Origin of the sequence: Candidatus Caccoplasma merdavium (genome assembly GCA_018715595.1) — a bacterium.
Lineage (GTDB): Bacteria > Bacteroidota > Bacteroidia > Bacteroidales > UBA11471 > Caccoplasma > Caccoplasma merdavium.
On sequence record DVLI01000002.1, the window covers coordinates 1 to 22,506 of the forward strand.

The window sequence follows — 22,506 nt, forward strand, 5'->3', positions numbered from 1 at the left end:
TCTTTGAGCTCTTCTCCGCTGACGGCGGGAACGATGGTTTCGGCTCCGATGGCATAAAGTACCCACAGGAGCATGCCCAGGAGGAGGGCCGATGCGGTCTTGTCGATGCGCAGCGGGTGCTCGAGCGCGATCGCCAGGTAGCCGATGATGAACAGTACGGTAATAGCAACTAACATGGTAATTAAATTTTTTAAGTTAAGAAATAAAATTGTATTTCAAATTGCAATGCAAAGGTAGCAAAATAATAAAAACGTCTCTGCGAAGAGACGTTTTTATTTTAATTATTTTTCGCGAACGATGATGTTTATGGGTGTCCCGGTAAAATTCCATTTGTCCCGGATCTTGTTTTCGAGAAAATGCTTGTAGGGATCTTTCACCCATTGCGGAAGGTTGCAGAAGAAAATAAAGGTGGGGACGGGAGTCCCTTTAAGTTGGGTTACATACTTTATTTTCACATACTTGCCTTTGTTTGCAGGGGGCGGATAGTTCTCGATGACAGCGAGCATCTCTTCGTTGAGGCGAGCCGTGGGTACATGGCGATGCCGGTTTTTATACACTTCCGACGCACATTCAAGGACTTTGAATATGCGTTGCTTGGTGAGAGCCGAAGCATACACGATGGGGAAGTCGGTAAAAGGTGCCAAACGGGCGCGTATGGCATTTTCAAAGGTTTTGATGGCTTGTGTGCTCTTGTCTTCGACAAGGTCCCATTTGTTGATGCAGACCACCAGCCCTTTCTTGTTTTTCTGTATGAGCGAGAAAATGTTGAGGTCCTGGCTCTCGATGCCGCGGGTGGCGTCGATCATGAGTATGCACACGTCGGAGTTTTCGATGGCTCGTATCGAACGTATCACCGAGTAATACTCGATGTCTTCATTGACTTTGCCTTTTTTGCGGATACCGGCCGTGTCGATGATGTAGAAGTCGAATCCGAATTTGTTGTATCGCGTATTGACCGAGTCGCGTGTCGTGCCGGCGATGTCGGTGACGATGTAACGGTCTTCTCCTATGAATGCGTTGATGATCGATGACTTGCCGGCGTTGGGACGTCCTACTACGGCAATGCGGGGAATCTCTTCTTCGAGTTCTTCTTCGGTGACTTTGGTGGGGAAGAGGGCTACTGTCGCGTCGAGCAGCTCGCCCGTGCCCGAGCCGTTGATGGCCGATATGCAGAAGGGGTCGCCCAATCCGAAGGAGTAGAATTCGGCCGAGCTGTATTGTGAAGCGTTGTTTTCGACCTTGTTGGCGACCAGCAGCGTCGGCTTTTTGCTGCGTCGCAGTATGGCGGCCACTTTGTCGTCGAGGTCGGTGATGCCGTGTGTGGCATCGACGACAAAGAGTATGACGTCGGCCTCTTCGATGGCGATGGCTACTTGTTTGTTGATTTCTTCTTCGAAGATGTCGTCGGAGTTGACCACCCACCCGCCGGTGTCGACGATCGAAAATTCGTGCCCCACCCAGTTCACCTTGCCATATTGGCGGTCGCGCGTGGTGCCGGCCTCGTCATTGACGATGGCTTGACGGCTTTGGGTGAGCCGGTTGAAGAGGGTCGATTTCCCCACATTGGGGCGGCCTACGATAGCTACTAAATTTCCCATAGTTATCTTGTTTTGTTCAGTTGGCAGAATTATCGGTCTCAGTCGAGCTGGTAACCGAATGTTTTTAGTTTGCTCTCTTTGTTGCGCCAGTCTTTTTCGACTTTGACATAGAGTTCGAGATATACCTTTTTCTCAAAGAAGGCTTCGATGTCTTTGCGTGCCAAGGTTCCCACCTGTTTCAGCATTTTCCCGCCTTTGCCTATGATGATGCCTTTTTGCGAATCGCGTTCGACGAAGATGACGGCCATGATGTGTATCTGCTTGTCGTCTTCCTTGAATTGTTCCACGGCCACTTCGCAGGCATAGGGTATCTCCTTGTCGTAGGTGAGGAGTATTTTTTCGCGAATGATTTCGGTTACGAAAAAACGGGCGGGCTTGTCGGTGAGGGCGTCTTTCTCAAAGAACGGTGGCGAGGGGGGCAACAGCTCTTTGATGCGGCGCATCAGGTAGTCGATGTTGAAGCGGTGCTGTGCCGATACCGGGATTATCTCGGCCTTGGGCAGCCGTTCCTTCCAGTTCTCGACGAGCGTTTCGAGTTGCGACTGGTCTTGCAGAAGGTCGATTTTGTTGATGAGGAGTATGACCGGTATGGTCTCTTGCGAGACACGTTCGAGAAATTCCGGATTTTTGTCGGGGGTTTCCACGACATCGGTGACATAGAGCAAGATGTCGGCGTCGGTGAGGGCCGATTGCGAGAAGTTGAGCATCGATTCTTGCAATTTGTAGTGCGGGGCGAGCACTCCCGGCGTGTCGGAGTAGACGATTTGCATGTCGTCGGTGTTTACGATGCCCATGATGCGATGGCGGGTTGTCTGTGCTTTGGAGGTGATAATCGAGATGCGTTCGCCCACGAGCGAATTCATCAGGGTCGATTTCCCCACGTTGGGATTTCCCACGATATTTACAAATCCGGCTTTATGTGTCATAGTCGTGTAGCTTGGATTGAAAAAAGGCGGCATATCTTGCCGCCTTTTTTGGTTTTTATGAAAAACACTCGACGGGTGTTTCTTCTTATACGGTTTCTTCGTTGTCTTCGTTGTCGGCCGGCGTGTCGGCAATCTCCTGCACGTCTTTGGGATCATATCCCCATTTCAGGTAGACCGAGCCCCAGATGAATCCGGCGCCGAACGAGGTGAGAATGATTTTGTCGCCTTTCTTGAAGTTCTTTTCCCAGTCGGCCAGGCACAAAGGTATCGAGGCGGCGCTGGTGTTGCCATATTTCTCGATGGTGACGATGACTTTCTTGGGGTCGATGTTCATGCGCTCGGCAATGGCCTCGATGATACGGAGGTTGGCCTGATGCGGGATAAACCAGTCGATGGTGTCGACCGAGAGGTTGTTGCGTTGAAGTATCTCTTCCGAGACTTGGAGCATCGACGAGACGGCGTATTTGTAGACGATGCGGCCTTCTTGGTAGACGAAGTGCTCGCGATGATCTACGGTTTCGTGGCTGGCGGGGCGTACCGAGCCGCCGGCTTTCATGTGGAGGAAGGGAAGTCCTACGCCATCGGTGCGGATAAGCGTGTCTTTCACGCCAAAGTCTTCTTCGGTGGCAACCACCAGGGCTGCGGCACCACCGTCGCCAAAGAGCGGACAGGTCGAGCGGTCTTGATAGTCGGTGATTGACGACATTTTTTCGGTGGCAACCACCATTACCTTTTTACACATTCCGCTGCGGATATAGGCCGTGGCGGCTTGCAAGGCAACGATAAATCCCGAGCAGGCGGCCTGTATGTCATAGCAGAAGGCGTTGTTGATGCCGGCTTTGCGGGCTACAATCGATGCGGTAGAGGGAAAACGGTAGTCGGGGGTGGAGGTGGCGCAGATGACGGCGTTGATTTCTCCGGGGTCGGTATTGGTTTTGCGCAATACCTTTTTCACGGCTCGTGAACCCATTTTTGAGCTCCCCAGCCCTTCTCCTTTCAGTATGTGACGGGTCTTGATACCTACGCGGGTGGTAATCCATTCGTCGGTGGTATCGACCATTTTCGAAAGTTCTTCGTTGGTGAGAATGTCTTCGGGCACATAAGAGGCTACGCCCGCAATCATAGCATTTACCATAGCAGTAAAAAAGAAATAAGCACACTAAATATTGTGTGTGTCGAAATATTTAGTGTGCTTTATTAAAGGTTATACAATCAGTTCAAAAGCCGAGAGGGAAGCCTCTCTGGCGCAAAACCTCTAAAAAGTCACACTTTTTAGATGGCTGCTTCTTTCTCGATGGCTTGTTTGCCGCGATAGTAACCGCATTCTCCGCATACGGTGTGATAGATGTGCCAAGCACCGCAGTTGGGGCATACAACCAGGGTGGGGGCTACAGCCTTGTCGTGGGTTCTTCTTTTGGCTGTTCTCGTTTTCGATTGTCTTCTTTTAGGATGTGCCATTTCTGTATAGGTTTAATTATTTGTTTCCTTTTAGTCCTTTCAATGCGTTCCATCGCGGGTCTATGGGTGCCTCGTCGTCTTGCTCCGAGACGGTTGCGCTGTGAACCTTTAACAGGTTTTCCATTTCGGGATTGCACATGCCTTCGGGGTGCGTGTGTTTCAACGGAATGGTGAGGGCGATACATTCATAGAGATACCACGCCAGGTTGATAGTGCCTTCGCTTTCGGGTACCACGATGAGGTTTTCGTCCTCTTCGCTGTACGATTCCCCGAATTTCACATAAAGGGTATTTTCGGTCTCTACCGGCAACTCCATGTCGTCGAGACATCGGTCGCACGGAATGATGATGTGCCCTTTGATGGCGAAGTGCAGCTCGAACGTGTCGCCGGTGCGCTTCAACGTAAGCCCGACATTTACCTCTCCTTTGTCTATCTCGTGAGAGTCGGTTTCTGCAAAGAAGTCTTCGCCGAGGGCATATTCGTAGGTGTGTGTTCCCTCACTCAGGCTTTTTAATGCAATCGTGTATTTGTCGGTCTTTCCCACAGTTCACTGCTATTAAAACCCTGCAAAGGTACAAAAAATAATTGTTCTCGTGCAAAATCCTTATAAAAAAAGATTTTTATCTCGTTTTTTTGTCGCCTCGACGGTTGGTTTTCTTTCTGAGGGTGATGGTGTTACCGTTGCCGTTATGTCCGTTTCATCTCTATGCGGAAAGTCGTTCCTTTGCCGATTTCCGACTCTTTGACGTAGATGCGGCCGTTGTGGTACTCTTCGATGATGCGTTTCACAAGGGTGAGCCCCAGTCCCCAGCCCCGGCGCTTGGTGGTATAGCCCGGGTGGAATATGGTTTTGAACCGGTTGCGGGCAATGCCTTTGCCGGTGTCTTTGACGTCGATGTAATATCGGGATTCATCGTGGGTGAGGGTGATGTCGATATTTCCTTCGCCGTCCATGGCGTCGATGGCGTTTTTGCAAAGATTCTCGAAGACCCATTCTATGAGCGGACGGCACAGGGGTTGCGGTTCCAATTTCTCTTCGGGGGTGTGCATCGTGATGTGCACTTTCCCCGAGATGCGGTGCTGCATGTAGTCGACGGCCGTGTCGATGACTTCCTTCACGTCGGCCGGCTCACGCTCGGGTTGGGAGCCGATTTTCGAGAAACGCTCGGCGATGGTCGACAGCCGTTGCACGTCTTTCCCCATGTCGTCGATGATTTCCGGGTCGGTGCCTTGTGATTCGAGCATGTCGAGCCATGCCATGAGTGATGAGAGGGGGGTTCCCAACTGGTGGGCGGTCTCTTTTGAGAGTCCTACCCACACTTTGTTTTGCTCGGCTTTCTTGCTGCTCATCAGCGCCACATAGGCGATGACGAGGAAGAGTATCATGACTCCGAGTTGTATGTAGGGAAAGTAGGAAAGCCGTTTTAGCAGCGTGGAGTCGTCGTAGTAGAGGTATTGCGACGTGTCGTTGTCGATATAGATTTCGATGACCTGCTCTTTGTCGCGGAGTGATTGTAATTTTTTTTGCAGGAATTGTTCGCCGTGCCGGTTGGGAATTTCGAGGTTGTGGGTTTGCAGGACTTGCCCTTGGTCATCGGCGATGATAATCGGAATGGTGGTGTTGCTTTGCAGAATCTTCAAGATGAGATTCATGTCGACATTTGTCACATTGCTGGCTGCCGAGCGGGTGGCTTCGGCCCAAATCTCCATCTTGTTGTGTTCTTCGGTCGACAGGTCTTCGACCAGTCGGTTCGATATGATGAGGAATAGGGCGACCAAAAGGAGCGAAACCGCCAGAAATGCGATTTTCAGTTTTTGCCTGACGTCATAGAGATTGCCGTGTGCCATCGTTCAGTGTGTTTAAAAGAGGTGAATCTGTTTTAATAAACGTTTGCCGTCTTTTTTTATTGCGCCATTTGGGGCTCTTGTGTGCGATTGCTTTCTTGTCGGGCTCGTGAGGTGGGTCGATTGTCTTGCCGCCTCGCTTTTCGTTGTGCGGTGCGGGGGGGGGGTAAAAGAAGAGACACCGGAGAATGCTCTCCGGTGTCTCTTTCTTGTCGGACAATCGAGCCGGTGTCTTATTCTGCATTCAACGTGAAACGACGGAATGCTGTTACCGTGAGCTCTTTGTTTTGGGCTTTGAGGTATTGCTCGATGGTGTGTTTGGGGTCTTTTACGAATTCCTGTTGCAGGAGGGTAAATTCTTTGTAGTATTTCTGCAACGAACCTTGTGCGATGCGGTCGATGAGGTTTTCGGGTTTGCCGGCTTCGCGGGCTTTTTCGCGGGCGATTTCGAGTTCTTTCTCGATGATGTGGGCGGGAACCTCTTCGGGACGTACCGAGATGGGGTTCATGGCAGCTACCTGCATGGCCACGTCGCGGGCTACTTGGTAATCGACATCGGCCAAGTTGAATCCTACGATGGTAGCCAGCTTGTTACCCGGGTGAATGTAGAAGATGGTCGAAGCGGCCGAGAGAGAATCGAAGTAACCGAGTTCCATCTTTTCACCGGTGACACCGCTTTGGTCGGTCACGAGTTCGGCGATGGTGCGGCCGTCGAGTTTGAGGGCTTTGAGAGCTTCGAGGTCGGCGGGTTTGTTTTCGATGGCGGCATCGAGGATTTTTTGGGTGAGGGCAACGAAGTCTTTGTTTTGGGCAACGAAGTCGGTCTCGCATTTCAGGGCCACGATAGCGGCGTAGTCGCCTTTGTTTGCAGCAAGAACGCAGCCTTCGGCGGCTTCGCGGTCTTCACGTTTGGCGGCGATAGCCTGACCTCTTTTGCGAATGATTTCTATGGCACCGTCGAAGTCGTTGTTGGCTTCTTCAAGTGCTTTTTTGCAGTCCATCATACCGGCTCCGGTCATTTTGCGGAGCTTGGTAATATCTGCCATTGTAACAGCCATAATATTTTTCTTTTTAAAGGTTTCTATAAGTAACAAAGAGCAAGTCCCGTAGGTTTTTGCGGGGCTCACTCTTTGCCGGTAGTTGTATGTGTCTGCGGTAGGGCGATGCGATTATTCTTCGTCTTCGTCCTGCTCTTTCATTACTTTTGCAGCAACATTGGCGTTGAGGGCCTCGTCGTCTTCGGCTTTGGTGCGTTTGATGCGGGTCTTACGCTCTTTTTTTGCCGGAGCTTCGCCTTGTGCTTCTGCGGCTTCTGCATCTACTTTCTCGATTTTGCGTTCTTCGAGACCTTCGGCAATGGCACCGCATACGGCGTTGAGGATTACCTCAATCGATTTGGTGGCATCGTCGTTGGCGGGAATGACGAAGTCGATGTTCGTGGGGTCGGAGTTGGTGTCGACCATGGCGAATACGGGAATACCCAAGCGGTTGGCTTCACGCACGGCGATGTGCTCTTTCATCACGTCGACAACGAAGAGGGCCGACGGCAGACGGGTCAGGTCGGCGATGCTGCCGAGGGTTTTTTCGAGTTTGGCGCGTTGACGGGTTACTTGCAGTTTCTCCCGTTTCGAGAGGTTGTCGAAGGTTCCGTCTTTGATCATTTTGTCGATCGAGGCCATTTTCTTCACCGCCTTGCGAATGGTGGGGAAGTTGGTGAGCATACCGCCCGGCCAACGCTCGATAACGTAGGGCATGCCTATTTCGGTAGCTTTGGCGGCGAGAACCTCTTTGGCTTGCTTTTTGGTGGCAACAAAGAGGATTTTTTTGCCCGATTTGGCGATTTGTTTCAATGCAGCAGCTGCTTCATCGATTTTGGCGACCGTCTTGTAGAGGTCGATGATGTGGATACCGTTGCGCTCCATGAAGATGTAAGGAGCCATAGCCGGGTTCCATTTTCTTTTCAGGTGGCCAAAGTGTACGCCGGCTTCTAATAATTGGTCAAATGTTGTAATTGCCATTGTTGTTTGTTGTTTGCTTGTTTACTTTCTACTGAATCAATCTCCGGGTAGTCGTTGCCGGCGTCGTCGCCTCGTGTGCGTGGCACGCCTCTTTGCAGCAGAATCCCGAAAATTTGGATACTAAACGTTGCATACTTGCCGAGGAATAGCTCGCAAATACCATTAACGTTTGCTGAACTGGAATCTCTTTCTTGCTTTGGGTTGTCCCGGTTTCTTGCGTTCAACAGTACGCGGGTCGCGAGTCATGAAACCTTCGGCTTTGAGAGCGGGTTTGTCCTCGGGATTGATTTTCACCAATGCGCGGGCGATAGCCAAGCGGAGAGCTTCGGCTTGGCCTTTGAATCCGCCACCGTCGATGTTCACCTTGATGTCATATTTCTCGGCGACACCCAGTTTGGTGAGGGGTTGTTTCACGATGTACTGCAGAATGCTCGAAGGGAAATATGCAGCAAGATCTTTGTTGTTGATGGTAATGACACCGGTTCCCGCTTTTACGAATACGCGGGCAACAGCGGCTTTACGTCTTCCTATTGCATTAACTATTTCCATACGGCTTATTTAAGGGTGTTAATATCTATAACTTTGGGTTGTTGTGCTTCGTGCGGGTGTTCGCTGCCGGCATATACATAGAGGTTGCGCAACAACTGGTCGCCCAGACGATTTTTGGGAAGCATACCTTTTACTACCTTATGGAAGAGGTATTTGGGACCTTTCTTCATGAGGTCGGCCGGTGTATGCAGGTGTTGGCCGCCGGGATAACCCGTGAAACGGATATAGATGCGGTCATTCCATTTTTTGCCGGTAAGTTCCACTTTGTCGGCATTGATGATGATGACATTGTCGCCACAATCTACATGCGGAGTGTAGCTGGGTTTGTATTTTCCTCTCAGGAGTTTGGCTACCTTGGCGGCGATGCGACCCAAAGATTGGCCGGTGGCATCTACCACAACCCATTCTTTTTGGGCGGTTGCCTTGTTCACCGAAATGGTTTTGTAACTTAACGTATCCACTTTGTTAATTCTTTAATTGTTAATTACTTATTGACGCGCTTTCCAACGAAGCCCAGGCCAAAGGGCTGTCGCTGTTGCCACGTCGGGTTGCTTTTGTGGTAATAATCGGACTGCAAAGGTACGCTTTTTATCTGTATTCCAAAACATTTCCATCAGATTTTTTTCTTTTTCTCTTTCCTCTCTTCGCCCCTTGTCCTTTTTCGCGGCTGCGCGACTGTTCTCTCTCTTGGCGTGTGGCAAAGGCCGGCTTTGCACTTTGAGGAATATAAATTTGCCCGATTGGCGATATTGTCTTATTTTCGTCCGTGAAGTAAAAGAAGAATACCTACCATGAAATCTCTTGTCTGTGTTTTTTCTCTGGTTTTGCTCTCCGTGACGGGCTGTCATCTGGTGTCGAAGTCGCCGTCACCCTCCCTGTCGACGATGGCAGGGGCGTTTTCTGTTCCTCCCGACTCGACCCGCACCAAAGTGTGGTGGTTCCATGGCGAGACCGAGACCACCCGCGAGGGTATCACGGCCGACCTCGAAGCCTTCCGCCGTGCCGGTGTGGGCGGGGTGGTCTACTACGACCAGGTGCACAACAAAAAGACGCCCGGGGCACTTCGGGCTCTCTCGCCCGAGTGGTGGGAGATGCTGGTTTTCTCGGCTCGTGAAGCCGAGCGCCTGGGACTCTCCTTTGAATGCCACGTTTCCAACGGCTATGTCGCCGGCGGGCCTTGGATTACGCCCGAGCTGGGCATGCAGATGTTGTTGGCCACCGACACGTTGCTCGAAGGCGGCGCTGATATTGAGACGCCGCTACCCCTCCCGGCGTCGTCTTGTTATAAAGATGTGGCCGTATTGGCTTTCCCTGTCCCGGCGGCGTGGAACGATGACAGCCGGCGGGTTGCCCCCAGGTTGTCGTCGAATATCTCTTCGCTCGACGTGGCCTCTCTTTTTGCCCCGGGGAAGAAGCTGACAAAAATACCTTCGCAGGGACCGGGTGAATCGGTCTATGTCACACTCGACTTCGGCCGTCGTTTTACGGCTCGTTCCATTACCTACCAAGTCGCCCCGAGAGGGAAGGCCACGACCAGTGCCACCAATGTGCCCGGCCCTCCCGGTGAAGTGTTTGTGGGTACCGGCTATCAGGTGCTTCCGCCGCTGGGACAACTCGAAGTCTCCGACGACGGAACCCATTACCGCAAGGTGTGTGATTTGGCTCCTATATACAAGGCTCATTCGTCGTGGCGACAGAAAACCGTCGCCTTCCCCGCGGTCACGGCTCGTTATTTCAGACTCAACCTGCACGACTGGCAGACGCCCGACCGGCCGCAACTCGATATGCAGTTGGGCGACGTGCGCTTGTCTTCGCGGGCGTCGGTCGATGACTGGGAAGAGAAAGCCGGACTTTATTCCGAGTATATTGATGGCGATTCCACTCCTTCCTACACGGCGGCCGAGGTCATCGATCCGGCAACCGTGCTCGACCTCTCGGCTTGCCTGGGTGACGATGGTGTGTTGCGTTGGCAGGCTCCCAAGGGTACTTGGGCCGTGCTGCGTTTTGCCCATGTGCCCACCGACAGCAAGACGAAACACGGACGTCCCGAACTTCGGGGCTTGGAGTGCGACAAGATGTCGGTGACCGCGGCCGAGTTGCAATGGAAACACTATTTCGGCGCCATTGCCGACACGTTGGCCCGTCACGGCATTGCCTTGCGGGGTATGGCCATGGACAGCCACGAAGCCGGTTCGCAAAACTGGACGCCCGGTTTCGAGCGGGAATTCCTGGCTCGTCGCGGGTATGATTTGAAGAGATATTTGCCCGTGATGGCCGGCTATGTCGTGGGGTCGCCGCGGGAGTCCAATGCCGTACTTTACGATGTGCGCCGCACCATGGCCGACCTTATTGCCGATAATTATTATGCGACGTTCGACCGTCTGTGTCGGGAGCGTGGTCTCGATTTCACGGCCCAGGCCACCGGCAACGCCCTTTGCATCGTGGCCGACCCCATACAGGCCAAAGGCCGGGTGTCGAAACCGCAAGGGGAGTTTTGGGCGATTCACCCTGACGGTAATTACGACATCAAGGAGTGTTCGTCGGCTGCCCATCTCTATGCCAAACCCATTGCTTCGGGCGAAGCCTTCACCGATGCCAAGTTTTCGCACTCCTTGTCCTATATCAAGTCTTTGGCCGATTATGCCTACTGTTTTGGTATCAATGAGTTTGTTGTTTGCGCTTCGGCCTACCAGCCCTGGCTCGACCGTATTCCCGGCAATACCGGGGGCGGACGTCATTATTGTCTCCACCGCAACAATTCCTTTTGGCCGTATAGCCGCCCGTTTTGGGATTATCAGGCACGGTGTGCCTACCTCATGCGGCAGGGACGGCCGGTTGTCGACTTGGCGGTCTATTTGGGGGAGAATGCCCCGGTGAAAATCCTGACCTATCGCTTGCCCGACATTCCTTCGGGCTATGATTTCGATGCCTTTACTTCCGATGCCCTCTTTACGCGCATGGCCGTTCGTGACGGTCGGGTGGTGCTGCCCGACGGCATGAGCTATCGCATGGTGGTCTTGCCCCGCAATGGGGAACTGACGCTGGCCGCGTTGGAAAAAATCGCTTCTTTCGTCAAAGCCGGAGTCCCGGTCTATGGCTCCCGGCCGATAGCCTCTCCGGCGCAACGCGACATTCCTTGCCGCCGCGAATATGACTTCTGGGTGAAGACGCTTTGGGGTGAGGAGGATACTCCGCGGGGAAGTCATTCCTATGGCCGCGGAAAGGTTTATTGGGGCATGCCTCTGTCCGAAGCCGTGCAGCAAGCCGGCCTCGTGCCCGATGTGGCGATGAGGCGGGGCGACGTGAAGGCCGACAAGCTCTATTTTGCCCATCGCCGCACCTCCGTTGCCGACATTTATTTTCTCGATAATCACACCGACAGTGGGTGGGTCGATACCTTGACATTCCGCACCCCTTTCCGGCAGGCCGAGTTGTGGAATCCTGTCGAGGGGCGTTGCTATGCCTTGCCGTTGCTCTCGGCCGATTCCCACACCGTGACGCTCCCTCTGCGCATGGCACCGCGTGAATCTTATTTTGTCGTGCTGGCCGACTCGTCGCGCACGTTACCCCCGGTGACTTGGCAAGCGACGCAACGGGAGGAGCCTGTCGCTGGGCCGTGGCAGGTCTACTTCGACCCCGAAAAAGGCGGGGCGGGAGAGGTGACGTTCGACGAGCTCGTCGATTGGTCGACGCATGCCGATTCCCGCATTCGGTATTATTCGGGGACGGCGGTTTATCGCGGTCGCCTCATGGTGCAGCGTCGCGATGCCGCGGAGAAGGTTTTCTTGCGCTTTTCGTCTCTCGGAGCCGTGGCGCGGGTCATCGTGAACGGCCAAGAGGCGGGTATCGTGTGGTGTTCGCCTTGGGAGACCGACCTCACCCCGTTTGTGCGGGAAGGCGACAACGAAATAGAAATCGAGGTGGCCAATTCGTTGATGAATCGCATGATAGGCGATGCCGCCCTGCCGGCCGAGGAACGTCTGACCTATGCCTATCCCGAGATTGTCACCCCGGCCGACACCCTGGTCGCCTCGGGTATCATCGGGCCGGTGTCGTTGCTCTACCGCGGCAAGGAGGGGCAGTGAAATGCTCTCCTTCCCGAAAAACGACAGGGCAGTCTCTTGCGGGACTGCCCTGTCGGGTATAAAGATGTAGCCGTTTTTAGAATTCGGCGTTTTTGGGGGTGCGGGGGAACGGTATCACGTCGCGAATGTTGGACATGCCGGTGACGAAGAGCATGAGCCGCTCAAATCCCAGTCCGAAACCGGCGTGCGGGCAAGTTCCGTATTTGCGGGTGTCGAGATACCACCACATGTCTTTCATCGGGATTTTCAGCTCGTCGATGCGGGCGAGCAGTTTGTCGTAGTTTTCTTCACGCACGCTGCCGCCGATGATTTCGCCTATCTGCGGGAAGAGGACGTCGGTGCCTTGTACGGTCTTGCCGTCTTCGTTCTGTTTCATGTAGAAGGCTTTTATCTCTTTGGGGTAGTTGATCATGATGACCGGTTTCTTGAAGTGCTCTTCGACGAGGAAGCGTTCGTGTTCGCTGGCCAGGTCGCAGCCCCAGTAAACGGGGAACTCAAATTTGTGGCCGTTGGCGATGGCCTCTTCGAGTATCTTGATGCCTTCGGTGTAGGGCAGGTGCACAAACTCGGTCTCGACTACTTTCTGCAAGCGTTCGATGAGACCTTTGTCGAACATGTCGTTGAGGAATTGCAGGTCGTCCTGGCAATGTTCGAGGGCCCATTTCACGCAATATTTGATAAATTCCTCTTCGAGGGCCATCAGGTCGTCGAGGTCGGCAAAGGCCACTTCGGGTTCGACCATCCAGAACTCGGCCAAGTGGCGCGGGGTGTTGGAGTTCTCGGCACGGAAGGTGGGGCCAAAGGTGTAGATGGCACCCAGGGCGGTGGCGGCAAGCTCCCCTTCGAGTTGTCCCGAGACGGTGAGGCTGGCTTGCTTGCCGAAGAAGTCGTCGTCGTAGATGATGGAGCCGTTCTCGTCTTTTTTCAGGTTGTAGAGGTTCTTGGTGGTTACCTGGAACATCTGTCCGGCACCCTCACAGTCCGAGGCGGTGATGATGGGCGTGTGGAAGTAGACGAACCCTCTCTCGTGGAAGAACGTGTGTATGGCGTAGGCCATCTGGTGCCGCATGCGGAAGATGGCGCCAAAGGTGTTGGTGCGGGGACGCAGGTGGGCAATCTCGCGCAGGAACTCCATGGTGTGGCCTTTCTTTTGCAGCGGATAGGTCTGCGGGTCGGCCGTGCCATATACTTCGAGCGTTTCGGCTTGTACTTCGGCCTCTTGCCCTTTGCCTTGCGACTCGACCAAGCGGCCGGTTACGGCGATGCAGGCTCCCGTGGTTACGGGTTTCAAGGTCTCTTCGTCGAATTTTTCAAGGTCTACGACGATTTGCAGGTTCTTTATGGTGGAGCCGTCGTTCAGGGCGATGAATCCTACTTGTTTGTTTCCGCGACGGGTGCGTACCCAGCCTTTTACCAGCACGGTTGTGCCTATGGGCTTGGTGCGGAACAGGTCGGCGATGCGAGTGCGTTTAAGCGTTTCCATATATCTTATCTTCTTGTTCTTGATTTATATCTTGTTGGTAATTGTTATTCGAAAGAACCCATTTTCAGGAAATTCACTTCTTGTTGGGTCAGGTAACGCCAGCGTCCGCGGGGCAGGTTTTTCTTGGTGAGGCCGGCGAAATATACGCGGTCGAGTTTCACCACGCGGTAGCCCAGCGACTCGAAGATGCGGCGCACGACCCGGTTGCGGCCCGAGTGGATTTCGATGCCTACTTGGTTACGGTCGGTTTCGGTGGCGTAGCTGATGGCGTCGGCATGTATGGGGCCGTCTTCGAGTTCGATGCCGTCGGCGATGCGTTGCATGTCTTCCTCGGTCACGTCACGGTCGAGCCATACATGGTAGATTTTCTTTTTCACAAACTTCGGGTGCGTCAGTTTCGAGGCCAGGTCGCCGTCGTTGGTGAGCAGCAGCACGCCGGTGGTGTTGCGGTCGAGGCGGCCTACGGGATAGATGCGTTCGGTGCAGGCATTGCGCACGATGTCCATGACGGTGAGGCGGCCTTGGGGGTCGTCCGAGGTCGTTACGCAATCTTTGGGCTTGTTGAGCAACACATAGATTTTGTGCTCGGGCAGCACCACTTTGTCGTTGTGGGTGACGACATCGTTGCGGGTGATTTTCGTTCCCAATTCGGTCACCACTTCGCCGTTGACTTTGATTTCGCCCTTCTGTATGAACTCATCGGCTTCTCGGCGCGAGCACACGCCCGAGTTGGCCAGGAACTTGTTGAGACGTATCGGCTCGTTGGGGTCGACCATGCTCTCGTCATAGACGATGCGGCGGGGTATGACCACTCGTTGCTGGCGGTTGTTGCCTCCGCCGTAGGAGCGGCGTTGGTTGCCGCCATAGGGCTTGTTGTAGCCTCCGCCGCGGTTGTTGAATCCCTGACGGTTGCCTCCTTGTTGGCGGAACGGACGGCTCTCGCCCACGGTGTTGTAGTTGGGCTCTTCGCCGTTATCGGCGTGCGGGCGGTAGGGGCGGCGGTTGTTATAGTTGTTGCGGTTGTAACCTCCTTGGTAGTTGTCGGGGCGGTTGTAGCCGCCCTGGCGTTCGCCATAGTTGCGGTTGTAGCCGTAGTCGTTGGTTGCGTAACGGTTGAAGTTGTCCTCGCCGGCGGTATTGTTGTCGGCATTGTAGTTGCGCTGGTAATGGTTGCCTCCGCCGTAATTGTCGTTCCGGCGGTTGTAGTTGCGGTTATCGTTGTTGTAGGGTCGGCGGTTGTAGTTGTAGTCGTTGTCGTTGTCGTTGCGACGGGTGTAATTTACCTTTTCGTATTTTTCATTGCCACCTTCGCGGCTGGCTGCCCCTCTTGCCTCTCCGATGCGCGGGCGACGGGGTTTCTGTCCTTTTTCCATAATGAATTTTATTCTCTAAAATAACATCTTCTGTCCTCGCGGACAGTCGTTTGTGTTTAACAATCTTTTGAGTGCAAAGATGCAAATATTTTTTTTAAAACAAGTGCTTTGAGTTGTTTTTCTTTATTTATAACACTTTCAGACGATATTTGTTTTCTAAAACGGCGCTCTTTCTTTGTTAATGGTAATTTTCGGGAACGACGCTGTGAATCTGAAAAACCTTTCGTACCTTTGCCGCCAATGTCGTGAATTTATTTTTAATATCATTTTATATGGAAACAATCAAACCCGGACAATTTGTCGAATTGACCTATGATCTTTTTGTGGGTTCAGAGAATGAACTGATGGAAAGTGCCACTGCCGAGGCCCCATTTCAATTTGTATTTGGGGTGGACCAAATGCTTCCCTCGTTCGAATCGCATATCAAGGATTTGAAAGTGGGCGATACTTTCGATTTTGTGATTCCTTGCAACGACGCTTACGGCGAGCGTGACGAGGAGCATGTCTTGGAACTTGACAAGAAGATGTTCGAGGTCGATGGTAAATTTGATGACGAATATATTTTCCCGGGCAATACCGTTCCTATGATGGACGCCAATGGCAACCGCCTCAACGGTTCGGTGCTCGAAGTGAAGGACAATATCGTGGTGATGGATTTCAATCACCCCCTTGCCGGTGAAGACCTGCACTTTGTGGGTACCGTCAAGACGGTGCGTCCCGCCACGCCCGAGGAGCTCAACCCCGTTCATTCCTGCGGTTGCGGTTGCGACAGTTGCGGCGGCGGTTGTGGCGACCATGGCCATGACGGTTGCGAGGGTGGCTGCTGCCATTGATACCCTTGCTGTTGATGTGACAGAGGGGAGAGTCTCGATGGCTCTCCCCTCTGTCGTTTTGGGTCATGAAGGCAGGTGGTTAATGAAGCATCTCGGCCAGTTGCCGCAATTCGTTGGGAATCGATTTGCGTTTGTAGAGAATGTTATACACGGCATTCAGAATGGGCATTTCTACCTGCAACTTTTCGTTGATTTCGGTAATGCACTTGGTGCCGTAGTAGCCTTCGGCAATCATCTCCATCTCGGTCTGTGCGGCCTTTACCGAGTATCCTTTGCCAATCATGGTGCCGAAAAGGAAGTTGCGGCTGAACCGTGAATAGGCTGTTACCAGCAGGTCGCCCAGATAGGCCGGCTCGCAGATGTTGCGGGGCATGGGGTTGGCCACGTTCACAAACCGTTGGAGTTCCTGAATGGCGTTCGACACCAGTACGGCTTGCAAGTTGTCGCCATACTTCATGCCGTTGCATATTCCGGCCGCAATGGCATAGACGTTTTTCAGCACGGCGGCATATTCGATGCCTTCGACGTCGGTCGAGGTGGTGGTGCGCATGAACGGGGTGCGCAGCAGGTCGGCCGCGATTTGGGCGTTGCGCAGGTCGGGGCATCCGATGGTGAGGTAGGAGAGGCGTTCGAGGGCCACCTCCTCGGCGTGGCAGGGGCCGCCGATGACAGCCAGGAGATTGCCGGGTACCTTGAAGTTCTTTTTCAGGTAATCGGTAATGATTTGGTTTTCATCGGGTACGATGCCTTTGATGGCCGAGATGATGAATTTGTCTTGCAGGGCTTTGCTTTTCAGCTTTTTGAGCTGGGCCTTGATGTAGGGCGACGGTGTGACCAGTATCAGCGTGTCAGACTCCTTGACGACATTGTTGATGTCGACAGAGAATCCGATGCGGCTGATTTCGAATTTCACGCTCGACAGGTACATCGGGTTCCTTCCCGAACGGATAAACTCCTCGATGGTGTTTTCGTTGCGGATATACCAGTTGATGGAGTCGGCATTGCACAAGACAAGTTTTGCAATGGCGGTAGCCCAAGTGCCGCCTCCGATGATGGCTACTTTTCCCGGGAGATTCATCGTTATTCCTCCTCTATTTTGGTTCGTCCTCTTCTATCGGGCATTTTCGACCCATGCTTTCACCTCTTCGGGGGTGGGGTTGGCCAGTTCGAGTTTGAACTTTTTGTTCAGCCCGCACAGGTCTTGTTGAAGTTTGTTGGGGTTGGCTCCCGACAAGGCTTCGAGGGTGAGATACCCGGCTTTCTGTATGGCCGGAATCCATTCTTTGGGAACGCCGATGCCGATGTATGCGCTTTCGGGGTCTTTCTTCTGGGTTTTCTCGGGACGCATCTGCGGGAAGAAGAGAACTTCCTGTATGGTCGATTGCCCCGTCATGAGCATGACGAGACGGTCCATGCCGATGCCCATGCCCGATGTGGGGGGCATACCGTATTCGAGGGCGCGTATGAAATCGTTGTCGATAAACATCGCTTCGTCGTCGCCTTTTTCCGAGAGCCGCAGTTGCTCTTCGAAGCGGTAACGCTGGTCGATGGGGTCGTTGAGCTCGGAGTAGGCGTTGCACAACTCTTTCCCGTTGACCATCAACTCGAAGCGCTCGGTCAGCTCGGGGTTGTTGCGGTGACGCTTGGTGAGCGGCGACATCTCGATGGGATAGTCGGTGATGAAGGTGGGTTGAATGAAGTGCCCTTCGCATTTCTCGCCGAAAATCTCGTCGATGAGTTTGCCTTTGCCCATGGTGTCGTCGATTTCGATGTCGAGACGGTGGCACACGTCGCGCAGCTGCTCTTCGTCCATGCCGGTGATGTCGACCCCGGTAAACTCCTTGATGGCGTCGGTCATCGTGATGCGTTTATAGGGAGCCTTGAAGTCGATGAGGTTGTCGCCCACCTGCACCTGGGTAGTGCCGTTCACGTCGAGGGCGATTTTTTCGAGCATCTGTTCGGTGAAGTTCATCATCCAGTTATAGTCCTTGTAGGAGACGTATATCTCCATGCAGGTGAACTCGGGGTTGTGCGTGCGGTCCATGCCTTCGTTGCGGAAGTTCTTCGAGAACTCATACACCCCTTCGAATCCGCCCACGATGAGGCGTTTGAGGTAAAGCTCGTCGGCGATGCGCAGGTAGAGCGGTATGTCGAGCGCGTTGTGGTGGGTGATGAAGGGCCGTGCGGCGGCACCGCCGGGAATCGATTGGAGAATGGGGGTTTCTACCTCCATGTAGCCGCGCGAGTTGAAAAATTCGCGCATGGAGTTGTAGACCCGGTTGCGCTTGATGAAAATCTCTTTTACTCCTTCGTTCACGACGAGGTCGACGTAGCGTTGGCGGTAACGCAGTTCGGGGTCTTCGAAGGCATCGTAGACGACACCGTCTTTTATCTTCACGATGGGCAGCGGGCGTAACGATTTCGACAAGACGGTGAGCTCTTGTGCGTGAATGGTGATTTCTCCCATTTGGGTGCGGAACACAAAACCTTTGATGCCGATGAAGTCTCCGATGTCGAGCAGCTTTTTGAATACGGTGTTGTAAAGTTCTTTGTCTTCACCGGGGCAGAGGTCGTCGCGGGAGATGTAGACCTGTATGCGGCCTTTCGAGTCTTTGAGTTCGATAAAGGAGGCCTTGCCCATGATGCGGCGGCTCATGATGCGGCCGGCAACCGATACTTCGCGGCGGGGGGCGTCGTCGGAGAATGTTTCTTTGATTTCGTCGGTATAAGCGTTTACGAGGTATTCGGCGGCAGGATAGGGGTCGATGCCCATCTTGCGCATTTCGTCGAGGCTGTTGCGACGAATGATTTCTTGTTCGCTCAGTTCGAGTATGTTCATTGGTTTCTTAATTTCTTTCCAGCTCGGGAGATGGGTTTTCTCCCGGGCTGGGTTAATGTATGATTTCTTGGGTGGAACGGCTTCCGGGTGTTAAGCCTCGCGGCCGTGGCAGTTCTTGTATTTCTTTCCGCTTCCGCAGGGGCAGGGGTCGTTGCGCCCTATCTTGGGGGCGGCTTTTACCGGTTCGGGGCGACGTTGCGGGGCATTGGGTTGAGCGCCGTTGGCCGGCTGTCCACCGCCTATTTGGTCTTTTTGGGTGCGGTAGCGGCTGTAATCCTGACGGGCTGCGGGGGCGGCCTCCTTCACTTGTTGCGGGTCGCGCATGGGAATCTGCCCGCGCATGAGAATCGATATGGTCTTGGTGTTGATGGTGTTGATCATCTCCTTGAAGAGCCCGAACGATTCGAGTTTGAAGATGAGCAGCGGGTCTTTCTGCTCGTAGCTGGCGTTCTGTACCGACTGGCGCAGTTGGTCGAGATCGCGCAGGTGCTCTTTCCAGGCTTCGTCGATGGTGTGCAGGAGTATCGATTTCTGGAAGGCTTTGTTCACGGCTTTCGATTCGCTCTCGTAGGCTTCTTTCAGATTACATACTATATTATATATGCGTTTGCCGTCGGTGATGGGAATGACGATGTTGTCGTAGCGGTCGCCCTGCTCTTCATAGACGCGCTTGATGACCGGGTTGGCCACGGCGGCAAGCGTGTCGATTTTGCGCTTGAAGGCGGCGATGACGGCTTCGTACAGGGCTTCGGTGAGAACGTTCTCTTTTTCCGAACGCAGGGCGTTGGCGTCGAACGGCACTTCGATGGCGAAGGTTTTCAGCACGTTGGCCTGCAACCCTTCGTAGTCGCCGGCTTGGGCATATTCTTCGACGAGAGCCTGGGCGGCGTCGTACATCATGTTGACGATGTCGATGCCGATGCGTTCGCCCATGAGGGCGTGGTGGCGTTTCTTGTAGATGACTTCGCGTTGGGCATTCATCACGTCGTCGTATTCGAGCAGGCGTTTACGAATACCGAAGTTGTTCTCTTCTACTTTGCGTTGGGCCCGTTCGATCGATTTGGAAATCATCGGGTGCTCAATCATCTCGCCCTCTTCAAATCCGAGACGGTCCATCACCTTGGCGATGCGTTCGGAGCTGAACAGTCGCATGAGGTTGTCTTCGAGCGATACATAGAAGACCGAAGAACCCGGGTCGCCTTGACGTCCCGAACGTCCGCGCAACTGGCGGTCGACGCGGCGTGACTCGTGGCGTTCGGTACCGATGATGGCCAGACCTCCGGCTTCGCGCACGGCCTCGGAGAGCTTGATGTCGGTACCACGACCGGCCATGTTGGTGGCGATGGTCACCGTGCCGCTCTGTCCGGCTTGGGCCACGATGTCGGCCTCTTTCTGGTGGAGCTTGGCGTTGAGGACGTTGTGCTTGATTTTCCGCAGGGTAAGCATGCGGCTCAGCAATTCCGATATTTCGACCGAGGTGGTACCTACGAGCACGGGACGACCCTGCTCGACCATCTTGGCGATTTCTTCGATGACGGCGTTGTATTTTTCGCGTTTGGTCTTGTATACGCGGTCGTTGAGGTCTTCACGGATAACGGGCTTGTTGGTGGGAATGGTTACCACGTCGAGCTTGTAGATGTCCCAGAACTCGCCGGCTTCGGTCTCGGCCGTACCGGTCATGCCGGCCAGCTTGTGGTACATGCGGAAGTAGTTTTGCAGCGTGATGGTGGCAAACGTCTGGGTGGCGGCTTCCACTTTTACATGCTCTTTGGCTTCGATGGCCTGGTGCAGTCCGTCGGAGTAGCGGCGGCCTTCCATGATACGGCCGGTCTGCTCGTCGACGATTTTCACCTTGTTGTCGATGACCACATACTCGTCGTCGCGCTCGAAGAGGGCGTAGGCTTTGAGCAGCTGGTGCACGGTGTGCACGCGCTCGGCCTTGATGGCGTATTCCTGCGTGATTTGGTCTTTGCGTTCTTGGCGTTCGGCGTCGGAGAGCCCCATGTTGTCGAGCTCGGCCAGTTGGGCGCCGATGTCGGGGAGGACAAAGAATTGCGGGTCGTCGCTGTCGCCGGTAATCATGTCGAGACCTTTGTCGGTGAGGTCTACTCCGTTGTTTTTCTCGTCGATGACGAAGTAGAGCGGGTCGGTGACGATGGGCATGTTGCGGTTGTTCTCCTGCATGTAGTATTCCTCGGTTTCGAGCATGAGCGATTTGATGCCCGGCTCGCTGAGGTATTTGATGAGGGCCGAGTTCTTGGGCAGGCCCTTGAAAGTGCGGAACAACAGCAGGGCGCCCTCTTTACGCACCTCTTTGTCTTCGGAGGCGATTTTTATCTTGGCGTCGGCCAGCAATTTGGTGGCCAATGCTTTTTGGGCTTTGTAGAGCGACTCGACTTTGGGTTGCAGCTCCTCGAAGAGTTGTACCTCGCCTTTGGGCACGGGGCCTGAGATGATGAGCGGGGTACGGGCGTCGTCGATGAGCACCGAGTCGACCTCGTCGACGATGGCGTAGTTGTGGGCTCTTTGCACGAGGTCCTGGGGGGTGATGGACATGTTGTCGCGCAGGTAGTCGAAGCCGAACTCGTTGTTCGTTCCGAAAGTGATGTCGGCGTTGTAGGCGCGGCGGCGTTCTTCGGAGTTGGGCTGGTGCTTGTCGATGCAGTCGACCGAGAGGCCGTGGAACATGTAGAGCGGGCCCATCCACTCCGAGTCACGTTTGGCCAGGTAGTCGTTCACCGTGACCACATGCACGCCGTTGCCGGTAAGGGCGTTGAGGAACACCGGCAGGGTGGCCACGAGGGTCTTGCCTTCACCGGTGGCCATCTCGGCGATTTTGCCTTTGTGCAGTACGACACCACCGAAGAGTTGCACGTCATAGTGCACCATGTTCCAGGTGATTTCGTTGCCGCCGGCTACCCAATGGTTCTGGTAGATGGCCTTGTCTCCTTCGATGTGCACGAAGTCGTGCCCTTTGGCGGCGAGGTCGCGGTCGAATGGGGTGGCGGTGACTTCGATTCGTTCGTTCTCGGCAAACAGCTTGGCGGTGGCTTTGACCAGGGCGAACACTTGCGGAAGCGCTTCGTCGAGGGCTTTCTCGTATTTGTCGAGAATGACCTTTTCGAGCTTGTCGACCTCTTCCCACATATTCTCGCGCTCGTCGTACTCCACGTTTTCGATGTTTTGCTTGATTTCGGCGATGCGGGCCTTTTCGGGGGCGACGCTCTCCTGTATGTGAGCTCTGATGTCGGTGACGCGCTGGCGCAGTTCATCGTTGCTGAGCGATTCGATTTTGGCGTACTCGGCCAAGATGCGGTCGACGTACGGTTGTATTTCGCGTAAGTCGCGTTGCGACTTGTTTCCAAATAATTTTTTCAGAATGTCATTAAAACCCATAGTGGTATTACGGTTGTGTTATTTAGTGCGGTTATATAAAATGGCGCATGTGCCACCCCTCTTTCGAGGCAGGAGGACACAATACGGTGCAAAGATAGTGAAA

Annotated in this window: 18 protein-coding genes; 2 read left to right on the plus strand and 16 right to left on the minus strand. The window is 53.8% G+C overall.

The features are described from left to right. The 11 genes from IAD09_00205 to rplM all read right to left on the minus strand — a co-directional run. A partial coding sequence (locus IAD09_00205; GenBank protein HIT80660.1) for a sodium:proton antiporter occupies positions 1-176 on the minus strand: 176 nt, incomplete at its 3' end. A 105-nt stretch (positions 177-281) separates the two neighbouring features. Then, positions 282-1,598, minus strand: a complete 1,317-nt coding sequence (gene der / locus IAD09_00210; protein HIT80661.1) for a ribosome biogenesis GTPase Der — start codon at positions 1,596-1,598, stop codon at positions 282-284. 38 nt (positions 1,599-1,636) lie between these two features. Further along, entirely contained in the window at positions 1,637-2,524 is an 888-nt protein-coding gene (era, locus tag IAD09_00215) for a GTPase Era (protein HIT80662.1), read from the minus strand. 85 nt (positions 2,525-2,609) lie between these two features. Beyond that, entirely contained in the window at positions 2,610-3,659 is a 1,050-nt protein-coding gene (locus tag IAD09_00220; protein HIT80663.1) for a ketoacyl-ACP synthase III, read from the minus strand. A 137-nt stretch (positions 3,660-3,796) separates the two neighbouring features. After that, the gene (gene rpmF / locus IAD09_00225) at positions 3,797-3,982 is read right to left on the minus strand and encodes a 50S ribosomal protein L32 (GenBank protein ID HIT80664.1); all 186 of its coding nucleotides are present in this window, start codon (positions 3,980-3,982) and stop codon (positions 3,797-3,799) included. A gap of 16 nt (positions 3,983-3,998) precedes the next feature. Further along, on the minus strand, positions 3,999-4,526 hold the full coding sequence (locus IAD09_00230; protein ID HIT80665.1) for a DUF177 domain-containing protein: 528 nt from the start codon (positions 4,524-4,526) through the stop codon (positions 3,999-4,001). A gap of 143 nt (positions 4,527-4,669) precedes the next feature. After that, positions 4,670-5,830 carry a HAMP domain-containing histidine kinase gene (locus IAD09_00235; protein HIT80666.1) on the minus strand — a complete coding sequence of 387 codons (1,161 nt, stop codon included), beginning with the start codon at positions 5,828-5,830 and terminating at the stop codon, positions 4,670-4,672. Between the two features lie 230 nt (positions 5,831-6,060). Continuing rightward, entirely contained in the window at positions 6,061-6,885 is an 825-nt protein-coding gene (locus IAD09_00240) for an elongation factor Ts (protein HIT80667.1), read from the minus strand. 111 nt (positions 6,886-6,996) lie between these two features. Beyond that, on the minus strand, positions 6,997-7,845 hold the full coding sequence (gene rpsB, locus IAD09_00245; protein HIT80668.1) for a 30S ribosomal protein S2: 849 nt from the start codon (positions 7,843-7,845) through the stop codon (positions 6,997-6,999). A 162-nt stretch (positions 7,846-8,007) separates the two neighbouring features. Next, complete coding sequence (gene rpsI / locus IAD09_00250) at positions 8,008-8,394, minus strand: 30S ribosomal protein S9 (protein ID HIT80669.1); 387 nt, start codon at positions 8,392-8,394, stop codon at positions 8,008-8,010. Positions 8,395-8,399: 5 nt separating this feature from the next. Continuing rightward, on the minus strand, positions 8,400-8,855 hold the full coding sequence (rplM, locus tag IAD09_00255; protein ID HIT80670.1) for a 50S ribosomal protein L13: 456 nt from the start codon (positions 8,853-8,855) through the stop codon (positions 8,400-8,402). Positions 8,856-9,185: 330 nt separating this feature from the next. Between rplM and IAD09_00260 the strand changes: the two genes are divergently transcribed. After that, complete coding sequence (locus IAD09_00260) at positions 9,186-12,479, plus strand: glycosyl hydrolase family 2 (protein ID HIT80671.1); 3,294 nt, start codon at positions 9,186-9,188, stop codon at positions 12,477-12,479. Positions 12,480-12,555: 76 nt separating this feature from the next. Here IAD09_00260 and asnS read toward each other — a convergent pair whose 3' ends face one another. Then, positions 12,556-13,962 (minus strand): asparagine--tRNA ligase, encoded by a 1,407-nt coding sequence (gene asnS, locus IAD09_00265; GenBank protein HIT80672.1) that lies wholly within the window; start codon positions 13,960-13,962, stop codon positions 12,556-12,558. Positions 13,963-14,006: 44 nt separating this feature from the next. After that, the gene (locus IAD09_00270) at positions 14,007-15,335 is read right to left on the minus strand and encodes an rRNA pseudouridine synthase (GenBank protein ID HIT80673.1); all 1,329 of its coding nucleotides are present in this window, start codon (positions 15,333-15,335) and stop codon (positions 14,007-14,009) included. A gap of 272 nt (positions 15,336-15,607) precedes the next feature. Between IAD09_00270 and IAD09_00275 the strand changes: the two genes are divergently transcribed. Beyond that, a complete protein-coding gene (locus IAD09_00275; protein ID HIT80674.1) occupies positions 15,608-16,168 on the plus strand; it encodes an FKBP-type peptidyl-prolyl cis-trans isomerase in 561 nt (186 codons plus the stop codon). Positions 16,169-16,247: 79 nt separating this feature from the next. On the opposite strand, the gene IAD09_00280 is transcribed toward IAD09_00275, so the two are convergent. The 3 genes from IAD09_00280 to secA form a co-directional block, all read right to left on the minus strand. After that, entirely contained in the window at positions 16,248-17,246 is a 999-nt protein-coding gene (locus IAD09_00280; protein HIT80675.1) for an NAD(P)H-dependent glycerol-3-phosphate dehydrogenase, read from the minus strand. Between the two features lie 33 nt (positions 17,247-17,279). Next, positions 17,280-19,007: a lysine--tRNA ligase gene (lysS, locus tag IAD09_00285; protein ID HIT80676.1), complete on the minus strand. Its 1,728-nt coding sequence runs from the start codon at positions 19,005-19,007 to the stop codon at positions 17,280-17,282. Positions 19,008-19,097: 90 nt separating this feature from the next. Beyond that, on the minus strand, positions 19,098-22,403 hold the full coding sequence (secA, locus tag IAD09_00290) for a preprotein translocase subunit SecA (protein ID HIT80677.1): 3,306 nt from the start codon (positions 22,401-22,403) through the stop codon (positions 19,098-19,100). Between the last annotated feature and the right edge of the window lie 103 nt (positions 22,404-22,506).